The organism is Streptomyces katrae (assembly GCF_000717655.1).
GTDB classification, from domain to species: Bacteria; Actinomycetota; Actinomycetes; order Streptomycetales; family Streptomycetaceae; genus Streptomyces; species Streptomyces katrae_B.
The window spans coordinates 110,065-127,725 of record NZ_JNZY01000007.1 but is presented as its reverse complement, the minus strand read 5'-3'; the positions used below and the strand labels follow the sequence as shown (position 1 = coordinate 127,725).

The window sequence follows — 17,661 nt, the reverse complement described above, 5'->3', positions numbered from 1 at the left end:
TGGCCGGCGACACCCCCTAGACAGGCGCCTGGAGGGAGAGGTGCCAGTGGCCCGAGCGGCCCGTCAGGGTGATCGTGGAGAGCGGGCGGACGTCCACGTTCCAGTAGGTCAGCGGGGCGGCCCTCAGCGCGTACACCAGGGCCGCGCGGACCACCGAGGGCTCCGCCACCGCCACGATCGCGCCCCCGTCGTCGGCGGGCCGGGTGTCCAGCCAGCCGCCGATGCGGGAGATGAACGCGAGCAGGGATTCGCCGCCGTGCGGGGCGGCCAGCGGGTCGGTGAGCCAGAGGTCCACCGCTGCGGGCTCGCGCTCCGCCACCTCGGCCAGGGTCAGCCCCCGCCAGCGGCCCATGTCGCAGTCGCGCAGCGCCGGCTGCGCGAGCGGGGCGTACCCGAGGGCCTGCCCGGTGGCCCGGCTGCGCGGGCTGGGCGAGCAGTAGCGGAGCTCGGCTGAGCCCAGGGGCACGAGCCCGCGCGCCGCGGATTCGACCGCGTGCCAGCCCGCCCCGTCCAGCGGACGGTCGTCGTCGAAGCGCTCGGCGAGCAGCGAGGAACCACGGGCTGCGGCAACGAGCGAAACCCGAACATTCATGCGGCGATGGTGTGCCGCATGCCGCACGGGGTCAAGCGCCTGGACCGACGGCGTCGCCGGCTCCGCTGCGCAGCCGCCGTACGGCCTCGTTCAGCTCCCCCGCGCCGGACACCCCGGCGAAGCTGAGCCGTACGTACGGACCCGGCGGTTCGGCACAGAAGTACGGGCGCCCCGCGGCGACCGCGACCCCGGCGCGCAGGGCCGCCGCCCCGAAGGCCGTGTCGTCACTGCCCTCGGCCATCCTCGCCCACAACTGGTAGCCGCCCGAGGGCAGATGGGGCAGGGTGAGCCCCGGCAGCTCCCGGCGCAGCGCGCCCGCGAGCACGTCCCGCCGGTGGCGCAGCTCGGCGGCGACGGCCCGCAGGTGGCGGGGCCAGGCGGGCGCGCCGACCAGCTCCAGGGCGGCCTCCTGCAGCGGCCGGGGCACGAAGAAGCTGTCCACGATCTGGATGGCCCGCAGCCGGTCCAGCACGGGGCCGCGGGCAGCGAGCGCGCCCACCCGCAGGCTGGGCGACGTGGCCTTGGTCAGGGACCGGACGTGCACGACGACCCCGTCGTGGTCCTCGGCGGCCAGCGTCGGGGGCAGCGGACCGGCGTCGTCGTGGCCGAGGGCCCGGGCGTAGTCGTCCTCCACGACGAAGGCCCCGGCGGCCCGCGCGATCCGCAGCACCTCGGCCCGCCGCGCGGGAGCCAGCACCGCACCGGTCGGGTTCTGGAACAGCGGCTGGCATACGAACACCCGCGCCCCGGTCGCTTCGAAGGCGGCGGCCAGCAGCTCCGGCCGGACCCCCTCGGCATCCACCGGGACGGGCACCGGCCGGCATCCGGAGGCGCGGGCGATGGCCAGCAGCCCGGGGTAGGTCGGGGACTCCACCAGGACGGGCGCCCCGGGCGGGGCCAGCGCGCGCAGGGCGGTGGTCAGCGCGCTCTGCCCGGCCGCGGTGACCAGTACGTCGGCAGCCGCGACGGCTCCGCCGATCTCCCGGGCGAACCAGTCGCGCAGCTCGGGCAGCCCCTCCATGGGCGGCCGTTCCCAGGCCCCGGGGCGCCGCCCGGCCCGGGCGAGCGCGGCGGCCATGGCCCGCTCGGGCTGGATGGAGGGGTGCAGGTAGCCGCTGTTGAGGCCGATCACCCCGGACGGCGGTGCGGCCAGACAGGCCAGCACCCCGGAGGCGTCCACCGAGCGCGGCACGATCTCGCCGTCGCCCTCCGCGCTGAGGGCGACCTCCTGCCACGAGGTGTCCCCGGGCGCGGGCTCCGCCGTCCGGGGCCGGGCCCGGAACACCCCGGCGCCGGGCCGGGTGACGACCAGCCCCTCGGCGGCCAGCTGCGCGAGGGCGCGGGAGACGGTGACCGGGCTGACCCTGAAGCGCTCCACCAGGGCGCGACTCGAGGGGAGCTTTCCACCCACTGAGTAGCGGTTGAGTTCCGACCGCAGGGATTCTGCCAGTTCGGCCACGCTGCTACGCTCGTACATGACAGCAAAGAATAGCGCTACTCTCCGGGCCTCGATAGCGGTTGACCAGTCGGCCCGCCCCGGCCGCCCCGGCCGCCCCGCCCGCCGGGCCACGGGAGGCACGGCGCTCGCCGCGCTCGGCGTCATCGCCTTCTCGCTGACCTTCCCCGCCACCGCCTGGGGCCTGGAGAGCTTCGGCCCCTGGTCCTTCGTCGCCGTGCGCAGCGTGCTCGCGGCCGTGATCGCGGGCGGCTTCCTGTTGGCCGGCCGCGTGCCGCTGCCCGGCCGCGAGCACTGGGCGGGCCTCGCCGTCGTCGCCGCCGGGGTCGTCATCGGCTTCCCGCTGCTCACCACCCTGGCGCTGACCACGTCCACCACCTCGCACGCCGCCGTCGTGGTCGGCCTGCTCCCGCTCACCACGGCCGCCCTGTCCGCGCTGCGCACCGGGGCCCGCCCCTCGCGCCGGTTCTGGGCGGCGGCCGTCGCCGGAGCCGCCGTCGTGCTCGGCTTCACCCTGGCCCAGAGCGGCGGCGCCCTCTCGGCCGGCGACGGCTACCTCTTCGGGGCCCTGCTGGTCTGTGCGGCCGGGTACACCGAGGGCGGGCGCCTCGCCCGCGTCCTGCCCGGCTGGCAGGTCATCGGCTGGGCGCTGGTGCTGTGCCTGCCGCTGGGCCTGGCCGGTTCGGCGCTGGGGCTCGTGTACGAGCCTGTGCACTTGACCGGCCACGGCCTGGCCGGTCTGGTGTGGGCGGCCGCCGGCTCCACCTTCCTCGGCCTGTACGTCTGGTACCGCGGCATGGCCGAGATCGGCGCCCCGCGGGCCAGCCAGCTCCAGCTCGCCCAGCCGCTGCTGACCCTCGTCTGGTCGGTGGCGCTGCTGGGCGAGCACCTCTCCCCCGCCGCACCGGCCGCCGCCTGCGCGGTCCTGGTCTGCATCGCCGTGACCCAGCGGGCTTAAACCGCACAATCCGCCGTAAACTGCTGTCACCGGATCCAGACCGCCTCCGAGGAGGTCAGTATGCGCGCGACCGAGGGCGACCAGCTGGTGCAGCACGGCAGGATCGTGGGGCAGCACGACAAGGTCGGTGAAATCACTCAGGTACTCGGCGAGAACGGCACCCCGCCTTACCGGGTCCGTTTCTCGGACGGTCACGAGGCAGTCATGTCCCCGGGCCCGGACTGCGTCGTCAAGCACCCGACGGAGCCCACGCACTGATGCGGCGCGGCCCACGCGGCCGACGCGGCTGACACGGCCGACGCGCCCTCAGCGCGGCGGCACGGCCGTCGGGTAATGGTCGGCAACGACCCTGGCCATCGCTCCATTGGGGTCCGCGACCACCTGCTTCGCCGAGAAGTAGACATGGCCGCGGACCTCGGGGTATCGGCGGGCGAACGTCAGGTGCTTCGACAGCTCCGCCGGATCGCGCCACGCGGCGGTGGAGCTGTTGCGGTCGCAGCGGTACAGCGCCTCGCCCACGTACAGCGCCACGCCGGTGCCGGCGACCGTGTCCGCCCACCAGGGCACGATCTTCGCGTAGTCGGCGGCCGGGTGGCCGATCTGCCAGTACGCCTGCGGCACGATGTAGTCGATCCAGCCCTCCCGGACCCACTTGCGGGTGTCCGCGTACAGGTCGTCGTACGTTTCGACGCCCGCCTGCGTCGGCGAACCCAGCGGGTCCCGGTCGCTGTTGCGCCAGACCGCGAAGGGACTGACGCCGAAGCGCGCCTCCGGGCGGATCGACCGCAGCCGCTCGGACATCTCGCGGACCAGCGTGTCGGTGTTGTCGCGGCGCCAGTCCGCGCGGGAGGCGAAGGCGCCGCCGTGGCGCGCGTACGCGTCGTCGTCGTCGAAGTACTGCCCCTCGGCGGGGTACGGGTAGAAGTAGTCGTCCCAGTGCACCCCGTCCACCTCGTAGCGCGAGACGGCGTCGAGCATGGCCTCCTGCACGAAGGCGCGCACCTCGGGCAGACCGGGGTTGTAGTACAGCTTCCCGTTGTACGGGACCGTCCAGCCGGGATTGCGCCGGGCCGGGTGGTCCTCGGCCAGGCGCCCGGGGTCGGTGTGGTTGGCCACCCGGTACGGGTTGAACCAGGCGTGCAGTTCCAGCCCCCGGGCGTGGGCTTCGGCGACCGCGGTACCGAGCGGGTCCCAGCCGGGGTCCTCGCCCTGCTCCCCGGTCAGCCACTGCGACCAGGGCTCCCGGGCGGCGGGCCACATGGCGTCGGCGGCCGGGCGGACCTGGAGGATCACCGCGTTCAGGCGGCGGGCGACGGCGGTGTCGAGGAGGCCGGTCAGCTCGGACCGCTGGTCCTCGGCGTCCAGCCCGCTCTCGGAGGGCCAGTCGACGTTCTCCACAGAGGCGATCCACATCGCGCGGAACTCGGCGGTCTCCTCCCTCCGCCGGCCGCGCCCCCGCGCCGCCTCGACCGCACGCGGCGGGCCCGTCGTACCCGCCGCCCGCGCCGGGCCCGCCCCGCCCGTCGCGCCCGCCGCGGCCAGCAGCCCGGCAGCCCCCGCCAGAAGCCCCCGCCGTCCGATGTACGTCATGTGACGACTCCGTTCCTTTCCGTGACATTTCCCTGCGGGTGACAGCATGCCCGCCCCGGCGCCCCGGCACGGTCAAGGTCGGGGGTAACGTCGTGGGGCGTGGCGGGCGCCGGAAAGCAGTTACCACTGCGAAGCACGGGGGACCCGCCGACGGATGAGCAGCGAAAGGCACGAAGTGACTGACCTCCCTTCCGACATCACTCGAGTCGGCGTAGTGGGCTGTGGCCAGATGGGCGCGGGCATCGCCGAGGTGTGCGCGCGCAGCGGCCTCGAGGTGAAGGTCGCCGAGACCACCGGCGAGGCCCTGGAGATCGGGCGCACCCGGCTGCACAACTCCCTGACGAAGGCCGCCGAACGCGGCAAGATCAGCGAGGAGGAGCGGGACGCCACCCTGGCCCGCCTCACCTTCACCACCGATCTCGGCGAGTTCGCCGACCGGGACCTCGTCATCGAGGCCGTCGTCGAGAACGAGCAGGTGAAGACGGAGATCTTCCAGGTCCTCGACCAGGTGATCACCCGCCCGGACGCGATCCTCGCCTCCAACACCTCCTCGATCCCGCTGGTCAAGCTGGCCGTCACGACCTCGCGGCCCGACCAGGTCATCGGCATCCACTTCTTCAACCCGGCCCCGGTGCAGCAGCTCGTCGAGCTGATCCCGGCGCTGACCACGAGCGACGAGACCATCAAGCGGGCCGAGGCCCTGGTGGGGAAGGTCCTGGGCAAGCACGCGATCCGCGCCCAGGACCGGTCCGGCTTCGTCGTCAACGCGCTCCTGGTCCCGTACCTGCTGTCGGCCATCCGGATGTTCGAGTCCGGCATCGCCAGCCGCGAGGACATCGACAACGGGATGGAGCTGGGCTGCGCCCACCCGATGGGTCCGCTCAAGCTCTCCGACCTGATCGGCCTGGACACGATCGCCTCGATCGCCGACTCCATGTACGCCGAGTACAAGGAGCCGCTGTACGCCGCTCCCCCGCTGCTCCAGCGGATGGTCGACGCCGGCCGCCTCGGCCGCAAGACCGGCTCGGGCTTCTACCCGTACGGCTGACCCCTGCGCCCTGCGGCCCGCGGCCCGCGCTAGCCGAGCCGCAGATGGTGCAGGAGCAGCAGCCCGGCCGCCATGTTGGCGGCCGGGATCTCGCCGCGCGCGATCATGTCCGGCACCAGTTTGAGCGGCACCCACTCGCGGCGCGAGGACTCGAAATCGTCCTCGGGGTCCCCGATGTACGTCGCGCCGTCCGCCCAGTAGAGGTGGTGGCGCGCGTCGGTCAGCCCGTTGGCCGGCTCGACGGTCATCAGGTGGTGGAGGGGCCCCGGCCGCCAGCCCGACTCCTCCTCCATCTCCCGTGCCGCGGCGTCCGCGATGTCCTCGCCGTCCTCGACCACGCCCGCGGGCAGCTCCCAGCCCCAGCTGTCGGTGATGAACCGGTGCCGCCACAGCAGCAGCACCTCGTTGGCCTCGTTGACGGCCGTGGCGACGGCGACCGGCCGCAGCCGGATCACGAAGTGGTCCAGGTGTCGGCCGTCGGGAAGCTCCACATCGGCGAGGTTCACGTCGAACCAGCGGTTCTTGTACACGGTCTGCTCACTCAGGTTCGTCCACTGCACGGTTGTGCCACCTTCCGTTCGAGTAGGTGGCAACATGGCAGCAGTTCACGCCGTCACAGGGGAACGCGCAGCGCCCCGTCGATCAGCTGCGCGGTCTCCTCCGCGCCGGAACATCCGCTGGTCAGCAGCTGTTCGCGGACCGCCCGAAGCCGGTCCCGCAGCCGCAGCGACTCCATCCCCTTGGCCCGCTCGGCCATCTCCGCGGCGGCCGCCACCGCCCGGTCCGCCTCGCCCTGGCGCAGCTGGATCTCGCACAGCATCGCCAGCCGGTGGACCCGCCCCCGGTCGTGCGCGGGCGTCCCGACGGCCGCGGTCGCCTGCTCGTGGGCGGCGTCGAGGTCGCCGAGGCTGAGCAGCGCCTCGGCCACCTGTACGTTGACCAGCCCGGGCTGGACGTACCCCGTCTCGTCCGGCTCCGTGCCGGGCCGGATCCGCTCGGCGGCCGCCTCGGCGTGCCGGATGCAGCCCAATGCGGCCGCGGTGTCGCCGAGTTGGGCGTACGCCTTGGCCTGCATGGCGTACAGGTCGGCGGTCAGGGCCGGGGTGGTGTGCCGGCCGGCGGCGCGCAGCGCGGCCTCGGCGAAGGCGACGGCCTGGCGGAACTCCCGCAGGTGCAGCGACTGGTTGACGATCAGAGCGATGACGTAGGCGCCCAGCCCCCGGTCCCCGCTCGCCTTCGCGAGCCGCAGCGCCTGGTGGAAGTACCGCTGGGCGAGCCCGTGGGCGTCCGAGTCGTACGCGCAGATCCCGGCCACCGCCACGAGCGACCCGGTGGCCCGGTGCAGCTGACGGCCGAGCCCGTCGGGGTAGCTCCCGCGCAGCATGGGCGCGGTCTCGCTGCCGAGGAAGCGGACGATCCGGGCCCGGGTGGCCACGCCGCCGGCCCGGCGGTACATCAGCTCGTAGTGCGCGCGGGCGGCCCGCAGGATCTCGATGTGCTCCGGCCCGATCCGGTTCGGCCCGTCGCGGGAGACGTCTGCGTCCTCGGGCGGGTTCTCCCACTCCCAGACCGGGATCACGGCGGGCGTCCCGGTGACGGCCTCGGCGGTGAGCAGCTGGAACCGGCCCTGCTCGTCGGAACGCCACAGGGCGGCGGCCCGGTCGACGAAGCCGCTGAGCGGGGAGCCGTGCGCGGACACGGGCTGGCCTGGCACGCCGAACCCGACGTCGTCCAGCGACACCGGGCGCCGGAGCCGGCCTCCGAGCACCTCGCAGATCAGGTCGGGCACCTGGCCGCGCGGCCGCTGCCCCTTCAACCACCGGGTGACGGCGGTGTGTTCGTAGCGCAGGGCCAGTCCGCGGGACCGGCCTGCCTGGTTGACGTGCGCCGCGAGTCCGGCGTGGGACATGCCCGCCTCGGCGAGGAGGGCGTCGAGCAGGGCATTGGGCTGCATGGGCCCCTCCAAGGGCTCTTCGGTCTCAGGCTAGTGGGTGCGCGGTTCACACGGGGTGTGAACCTGGTACGCGCATAAATGCGATACGCACCCTGCCGCAACGAGCCCTGGGAGCGGTTCACTTAAGAGCCTCGCCAAAGAGGCAGCCCGGGTCGTCGGCTCCCCCTCGTACAGTGCGACGACCCGCACCGCGCCGCCCGCTCTGCTGTCTGCCCGACACTCCATGGCAGGCGGGCGGCGCGCTCCGGCTCCGCCGGCGCCCGGTTGGTCGCCGGGCCCCGGCAGGGGGCCGCGGAACGCGCGCCGGGCCCTCCCACCGGGCCCGGTGTGCGGTTCCCTCCGGCTCAGCAGCTGCCGTCGCCGCACAGCACCAGCAGGGCGACGTCGACGGTGGGTTGCCCGCCGGTGTGGTGCAGCAGTGCGGCGTGCACGCCCGCGACCAGCCGCGCGGGCGTGTTCGCGGGTTGCTCTGCGAGCACCTGCGCAGGGGGAAGAAGCGCCCTGCGGGCTCCCTTGCGTCCTCGGCGCCGTCGGTGTGCAGGAACGGCACGTCGCCGGGCCACAGTTGCCCGCAGCCGGCTCCGGCCGGCTCCTGCGAGCGCCGCAGCTCCGCCATCAGCCCCCGCCGGACAGCCGACGAGGCTGGTGCCCAGCCGCTCGGGGGCGGACGGCTCCCAGGACACCGCGGCGCCGTCCCATGCGAGGACGGACACCCGACGCACCTGGGGCATCTGCGCGCGCGTGATCATCGTTCCGGCCTCCCCTCGGCCGCAACGGTCCTGTCGACCGCCCGCACCCGCGGACACGGCCACCGGCGTTCTCACCCGAATGAGTGAGGGGCGCACCCGGACCACCGGATACGCCCCTCATGCATCGAGCCACGCAGCGGTTACGCGCCGCGCAGCACCGCGCCCGTGCGCTCGGCGGCCAGCGCCACCGCCGCGTCGCGGGCGGCCGTGGACTCCTCGGCCGTCAGCGTGCGGTCGGCCGCGCGGAAGCGCAGCGCGTACGCCAGGGACTTCTTGCCCCCGCCGACCTGTTCACCGGTGAACACGTCGAACAGCCGCAGGGACTCCAGCAGTTCGCCGGCGCCCTTGCGCAGCGCGGCCTCGACCGAGGCGGCCGGGACCGACGCGTCCACGATCAGCGCGACGTCCTGGGTCGCCACCGGGAAGGTGGAGATCCGGGGCGCCTGCACGGCGCCGCCCCCGGCCGCCGCGAGGCGGTCCAGGTCGAGCTCCATGGCGCTGGTGCGGGCCGGCAGGCCCATGGCCTTGACGACGCGCGGGTGCAGCTCGCCGGCGTGGCCGATGACCGTCTCCACCCCGTCCAGGGTGACGAGCAGCTCGGCGCACCGGCCCGGGTGCCACGGCCCGTACTGGCCCTGGCGCACGACGAGCTCGGTGCCGGCCTCGACGGCCAGCGAGCGCGCGGCCTGCACCGCGTCCGCCCAGTCGGCCGGGCGGCCCTTGCCCCACCAGCCGGCCTGCTCGCGCGCACCGGCCAGCACGACCGCGGCGTACCGCGGCTGGGCCGGCAGGGCGGCGTTCAGCGTGGCGATCTCCTCGGCCGTGGGACGCCGGTCGACGGGCAGCCGTACGGCGACACCGGGCTGCGGGCCGGCCCGGAAGACCGAGCCCGTCTCGAAGAGGGCGAGGTCGTGGCTGCCCCGGCTGTCGTTGCGGCGCAGTGCGCCCAGCAGGCCCGGCAGCAGCGTGGTGCGCAGCGCCGGCTCCTCGTCGGAGATCGGGTTGACCAGCTTGACGACCTGGCGGGCGGCGTCGTGCGCGGGCAGCTGGAGCTGGTCGAAGACGCCCTCGCCCACGAACGGGTAGCTGAGCGCCTCGACGTAGCCCGCACCGGCCAGCGCGCGGCCGACCCGGCGGTGCAGCTGCTGCCGGGCGGTCAGACCGCGGCCGGAAGGCAGCTGCGGCAGGGTCGACGGGAGGTTCCCGTAGCCCTCGAGCCGGATGACCTCTTCGGCGAGGTCGTTGGGCTCGGCGAGGTCGGGGCGCCACGACGGAACGGTCACGACGAGCTCGTCCTGGCCGTAGACGTCGCAGCCGACCTCCTGGAGGCGGCGCACGACGGTCTCGCGGCCGTAGTCCATGCCCGCGACCCGGTCCGGGTGGTCCGCGCGCATCGCGATGGTGCGCGGGGCGCCCGGGGCGGTGAGCTCGGTGACGCCGGCCTCGGCGGTGCCGCCCGCGAGCAGCACGAGCAGGTCGACGGTCCGCTGCGCGGCCGCGGAGGCCGCCTGCGGGTCGACGCCGCGCTCGAAGCGCTTGGAGGCCTCGGAGGCGAGCTTGTGGCGGCGGGCGCTGCGCGAGATCGTCAGGGCGTCGAAGTGCGCCGCCTCGATGACGACGTCCGTGGTGCCCGACACCGCGCCGGTCTCGGGGTCGGTCACGGAGTCGGCGATCTCGGTGTCGGCGCCGCCCATGACGCCGGCCAGGCCGATCGGCCCGCTGTTGTCGGTGATCACCAGGTCCTCGGAGTCGAGCGTGCGCTTGACCCCGTCGAGGGTGGTGAACTTCTCGCCCTGCTCGGCCCGGCGGACGCCGATGGCGCCGTCCAGGCGGGAGCGGTCGTAGGCGTGCAGCGGCTGGCCGAGTTCGAGCATCACGTAGTTGGTGACGTCGACGGCGAGCGAGATCGGGCGCATGCCGGCCTTCTGCAGGCGCCGTGTGAGCCAGATCGGGGACTTCGCCTCGGGGTCGAGGCCGGTCACCGTACGGGCGGTGAAGCGGTCGCAGCCGGCCGGGTCGTCGATCTTGACCAGGTAGCCGTACGAGTTCGGCGCGGGCACGTCGAGCAGCGCCGGGTCGCGCAGCGGCAGGCCGTACGCGGTGGCCGTCTCGCGGGCCACGCCGCGCATCGACAGGCAGTAGCCGCGGTCCGGGGTGACGGCGATGTCGAGGACCTCGTCGACGAGCTGCAGGAGCTCGATCGCGTCGGTGCCGACCTCGTGCTCCGGGGGGAGCACGATGATGCCGTGGGTGCCGTCGTCGCCCATGCCCAGCTCGTCGCCCGAGCAGATCATGCCGTGCGAGGTCCGGCCGTACGTCTTGCGCGAGGCGATCGCGAAGTCGCCGGGCAGGACGGCGCCGGGCAGGACCACGACGACCTTGTCGCCGACGGAGAAGTTCCGGGCGCCGCAGACGATCTCCTGCGGCTCGCCGGTGCCGTTGGCCTGGCCGACGTCGACCGTGCAGAAACGGATCGGCTTGCGGAAGCCCTCGAGCTCCTCGATGGTCAGCACCTGGCCGACGACGAGGGGGCCCTGGAGGCCGGCGCCGAGCTGCTCGACCCTCTCGACCTCGAGGCCGGCGTCTACGAGCTTGGCCTGTACGTCACGACCGGTCGTGCCCGCAGGCAGGTCGACGTATTCCCGCAGCCAAGAAAGCGGGACCCGCATCAGATCTCCATCCCGAACGGCCGGGTGAACCGGACGTCACCCTCGACCATGTCTCGCATGTCTTCGACGTTGTGGCGGAACATCAGCATCCGCTCGATGCCGAACCCGAAGGCGAACCCGCTGTACTTCTCGGGGTCCACACCGCAGGCGATGAGCACCTTGGGGTTGACCATTCCGCAGCCGCCGAGCTCGATCCAGCCCTCGCTGGAGCAGGTGCGGCACGGGCGGTCGGGGTTGCCCACCGACTCGCCGCGGCACACGTAGCACTGCATGTCCATCTCGGCGGACGGCTCGGTGAACGGGAAGAAGTTCGGGCGCAGCCGGGTGGTCATGTCCTTGCCGAAGAGCGCCTGGACCATGTGGTCCAGGGTGCCCTTGAGGTCGGCCATGGTCAGGCCCTCGTCGACGGCGAGCAGCTCGACCTGGTGGAAGACCGGGGTGTGCGTCGCGTCGAGCTCGTCGGTGCGGAACACCCGGCCCGGGCACACCACGTACACGGGCGGTTCCCGGTCGAGCAGCGAGCGCGCCTGCACCGGGGAGGTGTGGGTGCGCAGCACGACGCCGGACTCGTCGCCCTCGGTGCCCTCGGGCCCCTGGACGAAGAAGGTGTCCTGCATCTGGCGCGCCGGGTGGTCGGGCGTGAAGTTGAGGGCGTCGAAGTTGAACCACTCCGCCTCGACCTCGGGGCCCTCGGCCACCTCGTAGCCCATGGCCGTGAAGATGTCCGCGATGCGGTCCATCAGCGTGGTCAGGGGGTGCCGGGCGCCGGCCTGGACGCGGTCGTACGGCAGGGTGACGTCCACGGCCTCCTCGACCAGCACCCGCTCGTCGCGCTCCGCCTCGAGCTCGACCGTGCGGGCCCCGAAGGCCTTGTTCACGGCGCCGCGGGCCTGGCCCACGCGCTTGCCCGCCTCGGCCTTGGCCTGCGGCGGCAGGGCGCCGATCTCGCGGTTGGCGAGCGCCAGGGGCGAGCGGTCGCCCATGTGCGCGGTCTTCGCCTCACGCAGCGCGTCGAGGTCGCCGGCGGACGCGAAGGCGGCGAGCGCCTCGTCCCGCATGCGCTCGATCTCTTCCGGTTTCAGTGCCTCGACCTCGACAGGGTCGTACGACTTGTTCGGTGCCGACATCTCTTCCCGTACTTCCGATGGCTGGCTGGTGGAGCCCCGCGCGATCTGCTCGACAGTTCGATCGACCGATTCGGACATGGGCCCAAAGGTGCCAAAGGACGAGTCTAAAGGTCGCTGGGGGTGAAGGAGCCCGTGGGCCGCCTGGCGAGACGCTCCGCAGGGTTACTGCGTGAGGTAGGCCGGCGCCCCCACGGGCAGGATAAATCGGAACTCGGCGCCGCCGCCGGGGCCGCGGCCGACCGTGATGGTGCCGCCGTGCGCCTCCACGATGCCCTTGACGATGTACAGGCCCAGGCCGGTGCCGCCGCGCTTGCTCCCCCGCCAGAAGCGGGTGAAGACGCGGCCCATCGACTCCTCGGGGATCCCGGGGCCCTCGTCGGTCACGGTGACGGCGGTTCCCTTCTCGGTCTTGCCCGCAGCGTTCGTCATGCTGGTCGGCGATACGTCGATGGTGACCGTTCCCTCGCCGTGCCGCACCGCATTTTCGAGGAGGTTGCCGAGGATCTGGTCGATCTTGTCCGGATCGGCCCACAGATCGGGGAGCGAGCGGCTGACCCGTACGAGGAACCGGTCGGGTGCCTGGCCGTTCGCGGTGAGCGCCTGGACGTGGCGGCCCACGGCGGTGGCGATGTCCACCGGCTGGCGGCGCACCTCCAGGCGGCCCGAGTCGATGCGGGAGATGTCGAGGAGCTCGGCGATCAGCCGGGTGACCCGGTTGGCGTCGGCGTCGACGGTCTCCAGCATCAGGCGCTTCTGGTCGTCGGTGAACCGCTCCCACTTGGCGAGCAGGGTCGCGGTGAACCCCTTGACGGAGGTCAGCGGCGAGCGCAGCTCGTGCGCGACGGTGGCGATCAGCTCGGCGTGGCTGCGCTCGGTGCGGCGGCGGGCCTCGGTGCCGCGCAGGGTGACGACGAGGCGGCACACGGGCCCGGTGGGGTGGGTGCGCACGTACCGGGCGGAGACGAGCACCTCGCGGCCGCCGGGGAGCAGGAGGTTGCGCTCGGGCTGGCCGCGCCGGGTGGCGAGGCCCCCGTACGGGTCGGTCAGTTTCCACCAGCGGCGGCCGTCGAGGTCCTCCAGCGGCAGCGCCCGGTCGATGCGTGCGCCGAGCGCCTCGTCGGCGGCCAGCGCCGTGATCCGGGCGGCGGCGGAGTTGAAGCAGATCACCCGGCCGGTGTCGTCGGCGACGACGAGCCCGTCGGGCAGGTCGTCGGGGTCGACGCCGATCCCGGCGAACTCGCAGGGGTCGCCGGGTCCGGGTGCGGCTGCGGCCGGTCCGGCGCGGCCGGTGGCCTGCGGGGGCACGGCCGCCAGGGACGGCGTCCCGGACGCCTTGACGGCCCCGGGCGAGCTGTTCGTACCGACGGTCATGTCCCCGTACCCCACATCTCCGAGTAGCGCAGTGGGCCCCCGGGCCGCCACATTACTAGCTGGGGGTCACGGAGCGGCACCCTCCGGGAGCCCGCTGTGCACGCGCGGACGCGTAGAGGCACACCGCGGCGGCCGTGGCGAGGTTCAGGCTCTCGGCCTTGCCGTGGATCGGGACGCGTACGACGGCGTCCGCCAGCGCCCGGGTCTCCTCCGGCAGGCCCCACGCCTCGTTGCCGAAGACCCAGGCCGAGGGGCCGCCCATGGTGCCTGCGTCGAGCTCGGCGTCCAGGTCGTCCTCGCCGGCCCCGTCGGCGGCGAGGATCCGCACGCCGGCCGCCCGGAGCCCCTCGACGGCCTGCTCCACGGGGACTCCGACCGCCACCGGCAGGTGGAACAGGGAGCCCACGGAGGCCCGTACGGACTTCGGGTTGTACAGGTCCACGGAGGCGTCGGTCAGCACGACCGCGTCCGCTCCGGCGGCGTCCGCGCAGCGCAGCACCGTGCCGGCGTTCCCGGGATCGCGGACGTGGGCGAGGACGGCGACGAGCTTCGGCCCGGCCTCGAGGATGTCCTCGAACGGCGAGTCGAGGAAGTGGCAGACGCCGACGAGCCCCTGCGGGGTGACGGTCTGCGAGACCTCGGCGAGCACCTCGTCGGAGGCGTAGTGGACGCGCGCGCCGGCGGCCAGCGCGGCGTCGATGATCTCGGCGTAGCGCTCGGCGGCCTCGACGGTCGCGAACAGCTCGATCAGGGTCGACGCGCCGCCCGCGCCCCGGTGCTCGACGGCCTCGCGGACGGCCTGCGGGCCCTCGGCGATGAACCGGCGCTCCTTGGTGCGGAAGTTGCGGCGCGCCAGTCGCCTGGCGGCGGCCACCCGCGGGGACCGGGGGGAGATCAGCTCGGCGGGGGCGGGGGTACCCATGGCGGTCGGCTCGCTTCCGTACGTACTGCGGGTCGAAACAGGTGGATCGGCTACAACGCACCGGACCCGCAGGCACGGGGCCTGCGGGTCCGGGCTGAAGCCTGTGAAGGGCTCGCTGCGCGCGTGGTGCTTAGGCGGCGGCGGGGGCCTTCGGGGCGTTCACGTCGGCCGGAAGCGCCTTCTGCGCAACCTCGACGAGCGCGGCGAAAGCGTTGGCGTCGTTGACGGCCAGCTCCGCGAGGATCTTGCGGTCCACCTCGATGTTGGCGGCCTTCAGACCCTGGATGAGGCGGTTGTACGTCATGCCGTTCTGGCGGGCAGCGGCGTTGATGCGCTGGATCCACAGCTGACGGAAGTCGCCCTTGCGCTTCTTGCGGTCGTTGAAGTTGTAGACCAGCGAGTGGGTGACCTGCTCCTTGGCCTTGCGGTACAGGCGCGAACGCTGACCGCGGTAGCCAGAGGCCGCCTCGAGGATCGCCCGGCGCTTCTTGTGGGCGTTTACTGCCCGCTTGACGCGTGCCACTTTTTAACTCCTTGTAGCGGGGCCGTGGGTGTCTTCACACGGCCCGAATTCGATGGGGTCCCGGTCTTGACGCCGTCCGCTCCCGGGAGGGGGAGCGGCGAACGTCACTTGCCGAGAAGCTTCTTGATCTTCGCGGCGTCGCCGGGGGCCATCTCCGCGGTGCCGGTGAGGCGGCGGGTCAGACGGGACGACTTGTGCTCGAGCAGGTGGCGCTTACCGGCACGCTCACGGAGCACCTTGCCGGAGCCGGTGATCTTGAAGCGCTTCTTGGTACCGCTGTGCGTCTTGTTCTTCGGCATAGCGCCGTTATCTCCTCGTCGGTGGCGCCCCCGCCGGTCCGATGGGGGACCGGCGCCCGGGAGCGTCATGTTGTGTCGGTGATCCGAGACAGGCTGCCTCGGAATCAGGCCTCGGCCGGTGCCTCGGGAGAGGCATCCTCGGTGACCTCGGCAGAGGCGACCTCGGTGCCTTCCTCGACGGGGGCTTCCTCGGAAGGAGCCTCGTCGGCGGCGACACCCTGGCGCTCGGCCTTACGGGCGGCCTGCGCCTCGCGGGCTTCGGCCATCGCCTCGGTCTTCTTCTTGTGCGGACCGAGGACCATGATCATGTTGCGGCCGTCCTGCTTCGGGTTCGACTCGATGAACCCGAGGTCCTCGACGTCCGAAGCGAGGCGCTGCAGCAGTCGGTAGCCGAGTTCCGGCCGGGACTGCTCGCGACCACGGAACATGATCGTGATCTTGACCTTGTCGCCCTGCTTGAGGAACCGAACGACGTGACCCTTCTTGGTGTCATAGTCGTGCGGGTCGATCTTCGGCCGGAGCTTCATTTCCTTGATGACCGTGTGCGCCTGGTTCTTGCGCGCCTCACGGGCCTTCATGGCCGACTCGTACTTGAACTTGCCGTAGTCCATGAGCTTGCAGACCGGCGGGCGTGCAGACGCCGCGACCTCGACCAGGTCCAGGTCGTACTCCTGCGCGAGCTCAAGCGCCTTCGCAAGCGGGACGATGCCCACCTGTTCGCCGCTGGGACCGACGAGTCGCACCTCAGGGACACGAATCCGATCGTTGATGCGGGGCTCGGTGCTGATGGATCCTCCTCGGTAGCACCACACGGCTGCCTGGCAGACAGCCGCTGACGTCTAATGTCGTCAGACCAACCGCGGCGGAGAACAAAAAATGCCCCGCCGGGCACAGGCAGGGGCTCCAATACAACCGGAGCACCGCCGCGTGCGATCGCGGGGCGCAGACTCGGGCAGCTTTCCATCGTCCGTACGGAACGATGGATGCCGCCTGACCGGTGACCCGCCGCCCCGGAGGGTGGTCGGGTGGGAGAGCGGAGCCTCCACTTGTGGGCCGGGGACATGTGTCTCCGGCCGGTCGTCAGCTCAATATAGCATTCCGCGCCGGGTCCGCTCACCCGGAGGCCGCCCGCGCGGTGTCCCCCGGGTGTCCGCCCGGGGCCAGGTCGGCGGGCCGCGCGTCCCGGCTTATCGTGTAAGGCATGACTGACGCGACCCCCGCCCCCGCCACCGAGGCCGGCAACACGCCGGACGCTCCCGACTACGACGCCATGACCCGCGACATCGCGGACGTGCCCGCGGTCGAGGTGATCACCACGGTGGCCGTGCACCTGCTGAGCGCCGCGGCGGTCAACCTGGGCCTGGACAAGCCGGACTCCGAGCACAAGGACCTCGACGAGGCCCGCAAGCTGATCACCGCCCTGGCCGGCCTGGTCACGGCGAGCGCCACCGAGATCAGCTCCTTCCACGCGGCTCCGCTGCGCGACGGCCTGAAGTCGCTGCAGCTCGCCTTCCGCGAGGCCTCGATCGTGCCGGACGAGCCGGGCCAGGGTCCGGGCGAGAAGTTCACGGGCCCGGTCTTCGGCTGAGCCGCCCGGATGTGTGGGAAGGGCCGGGGCGATGCCCCGGCCCTTCTCGTATTCGGTCTCTTTTACTGCGGTGCTCAGCGGGTGAAGAGCGGCTCGCCGGGCGGGGCCGGGGCCTCCTGCGGGAGCAGGGCCAGGTCCAGCCCGCGCACCAGGCGGGCCCGCAGGGTCTCGTCGGCGGCCAGGGCCTCGGCGACCCGGCGGGCCGCGGCGTGGGCCTGCGCACCGGGGGCCAGGACGATCGCCAGGGTCCCGTCCGTGTCCGGCCCGCCCGGACCCAGGTGAGCGCGGAGTACCGCCTGCTCGGCGGCGACGGCGGCCCGTACGGCCTCCCGCACCGCGGGGTCGGCCAGCGGGCCGGCGTCGGTGCGGCCCTCGGCCAGCGCGAGCAGCGCGGAACCGGTGAGCTGGTAGGTGACGGGGCCGGCCAGGTCCAGGACCACGGTGTCGGCCTTCTCGTGCGCGGCGGCCGCCAGCGCCTGGTGCAGCGGGACGGCCACCGGCCGGGCCGCCGGGTCCCAGAGCGCCAGCGAGGCGGTCGAGGTGAACGCGGGCAGCGCCCGCCGGTCCCCCGCCCGCAGGGTCGGGACGGCCATGTCGCTGGTCTTCTCGCGCTTGAGCCCGCTCTCCGGGTCGGTCTCCACCTCGCCGAGCACGGCGACGACCGGGACCAGCAGACGGGCGCCCTTGAGGGCGGCCAGCACCTCCGGCTCCTTCGCCCGGTCCGCGGCCCAGGCGGCCAGGGCCGCTCTCAGCCGGGGGTCGGCGGAGCCGTCGTCGTCGGAGAAGCCGGGGTCGGGAATGCTTTTGTTCGCCAC

18 protein-coding genes are annotated in these 17,661 nt (G+C 73.1%); 4 read left to right on the top strand and 14 right to left on the bottom strand.

Annotated features, from left to right (window positions below; all coding sequences use genetic code 11):
• Positions 1–16 precede the first annotated feature (16 nt).
• Positions 17–592 carry a histidine phosphatase family protein gene (locus tag IF09_RS0111010; RefSeq protein WP_030294420.1) on the bottom strand — a complete coding sequence of 192 codons (576 nt, stop codon included), beginning with the start codon at positions 590–592 and terminating at the stop codon, positions 17–19.
• A 31-nt stretch (positions 593–623) separates the two neighbouring features.
• Complete coding sequence (locus tag IF09_RS0111005; RefSeq protein WP_030294419.1) at positions 624–2,069, bottom strand: PLP-dependent aminotransferase family protein; 1,446 nt, start codon at positions 2,067–2,069, stop codon at positions 624–626.
• On the opposite strand from IF09_RS0111005, the gene IF09_RS0111000 reads away from it, so the two are divergent.
• Positions 2,068–3,006: a DMT family transporter gene (locus tag IF09_RS0111000; RefSeq protein WP_030294417.1), complete on the top strand. Its 939-nt coding sequence runs from the start codon at positions 2,068–2,070 to the stop codon at positions 3,004–3,006. The two genes, IF09_RS0111005 and IF09_RS0111000, sit on opposite strands and share 2 nt — an antisense overlap.
• Positions 3,007–3,066: 60 nt before the next feature.
• Positions 3,067–3,264 carry a DUF1918 domain-containing protein gene (locus IF09_RS0110995; protein ID WP_030294415.1) on the top strand — a complete coding sequence of 66 codons (198 nt, stop codon included), beginning with the start codon at positions 3,067–3,069 and terminating at the stop codon, positions 3,262–3,264.
• 48 nt (positions 3,265–3,312) lie between these two features.
• Here IF09_RS0110995 and IF09_RS0110990 read toward each other — a convergent pair whose 3' ends face one another.
• Positions 3,313–4,596, bottom strand: coding sequence for a glycoside hydrolase family 10 protein (locus tag IF09_RS0110990; protein ID WP_030294414.1), 1,284 nt, complete (start codon positions 4,594–4,596; stop codon positions 3,313–3,315).
• 154 nt (positions 4,597–4,750) lie between these two features.
• On the opposite strand from IF09_RS0110990, the gene IF09_RS0110985 reads away from it, so the two are divergent.
• Positions 4,751–5,644, top strand: a complete 894-nt coding sequence (locus IF09_RS0110985) for a 3-hydroxybutyryl-CoA dehydrogenase (protein WP_051832333.1) — start codon at positions 4,751–4,753, stop codon at positions 5,642–5,644.
• A gap of 29 nt (positions 5,645–5,673) precedes the next feature.
• Here IF09_RS0110985 and IF09_RS0110980 read toward each other — a convergent pair whose 3' ends face one another.
• From IF09_RS0110980 to infC, 10 genes are all read right to left on the bottom strand, one after another.
• On the bottom strand, positions 5,674–6,204 hold the full coding sequence (locus IF09_RS0110980) for an NUDIX hydrolase (protein ID WP_030294410.1): 531 nt from the start codon (positions 6,202–6,204) through the stop codon (positions 5,674–5,676).
• Between the two features lie 53 nt (positions 6,205–6,257).
• On the bottom strand, positions 6,258–7,598 hold the full coding sequence (locus IF09_RS0110975; protein ID WP_030294408.1) for a hypothetical protein: 1,341 nt from the start codon (positions 7,596–7,598) through the stop codon (positions 6,258–6,260).
• Positions 7,599–7,942: 344 nt separating this feature from the next.
• Positions 7,943–8,077, bottom strand: a complete 135-nt coding sequence (locus IF09_RS47890) for a hypothetical protein (RefSeq protein WP_267882141.1) — start codon at positions 8,075–8,077, stop codon at positions 7,943–7,945.
• 410 nt (positions 8,078–8,487) lie between these two features.
• Positions 8,488–11,016 (bottom strand): phenylalanine--tRNA ligase subunit beta, encoded by a 2,529-nt coding sequence (gene pheT, locus IF09_RS0110965; RefSeq protein WP_030294407.1) that lies wholly within the window; start codon positions 11,014–11,016, stop codon positions 8,488–8,490.
• Entirely contained in the window at positions 11,016–12,143 is a 1,128-nt protein-coding gene (gene pheS / locus IF09_RS0110960; RefSeq protein WP_030294405.1) for a phenylalanine--tRNA ligase subunit alpha, read from the bottom strand. Before pheS ends, pheT begins: the two co-directional genes overlap by 1 nt.
• 162 nt (positions 12,144–12,305) lie before the next feature.
• The gene (locus IF09_RS0110955; RefSeq protein ID WP_030294404.1) at positions 12,306–13,514 is read right to left on the bottom strand and encodes a sensor histidine kinase; all 1,209 of its coding nucleotides are present in this window, start codon (positions 13,512–13,514) and stop codon (positions 12,306–12,308) included.
• Between the two features lie 55 nt (positions 13,515–13,569).
• The gene (locus IF09_RS0110950; protein WP_030294402.1) at positions 13,570–14,436 is read right to left on the bottom strand and encodes a TrmH family RNA methyltransferase; all 867 of its coding nucleotides are present in this window, start codon (positions 14,434–14,436) and stop codon (positions 13,570–13,572) included.
• 130 nt (positions 14,437–14,566) lie between these two features.
• The gene (rplT, locus tag IF09_RS0110945) at positions 14,567–14,959 is read right to left on the bottom strand and encodes a 50S ribosomal protein L20 (protein WP_008741875.1); all 393 of its coding nucleotides are present in this window, start codon (positions 14,957–14,959) and stop codon (positions 14,567–14,569) included.
• A gap of 104 nt (positions 14,960–15,063) precedes the next feature.
• The gene (gene rpmI / locus IF09_RS0110940) at positions 15,064–15,258 is read right to left on the bottom strand and encodes a 50S ribosomal protein L35 (RefSeq protein ID WP_030294400.1); all 195 of its coding nucleotides are present in this window, start codon (positions 15,256–15,258) and stop codon (positions 15,064–15,066) included.
• A gap of 104 nt (positions 15,259–15,362) precedes the next feature.
• On the bottom strand, positions 15,363–16,070 hold the full coding sequence (gene infC / locus IF09_RS0110935) for a translation initiation factor IF-3 (RefSeq protein WP_078613184.1): 708 nt from the start codon (positions 16,068–16,070) through the stop codon (positions 15,363–15,365).
• Between the two features lie 389 nt (positions 16,071–16,459).
• Between infC and IF09_RS0110930 the strand changes: the two genes are divergently transcribed.
• On the top strand, positions 16,460–16,846 hold the full coding sequence (locus IF09_RS0110930; protein ID WP_030294398.1) for a DUF1844 domain-containing protein: 387 nt from the start codon (positions 16,460–16,462) through the stop codon (positions 16,844–16,846).
• A 74-nt stretch (positions 16,847–16,920) separates the two neighbouring features.
• On the opposite strand, the gene IF09_RS0110925 is transcribed toward IF09_RS0110930, so the two are convergent.
• Positions 16,921–17,661: an SseB family protein gene (locus IF09_RS0110925; RefSeq protein WP_030294397.1), complete on the bottom strand. Its 741-nt coding sequence runs from the start codon at positions 17,659–17,661 to the stop codon at positions 16,921–16,923.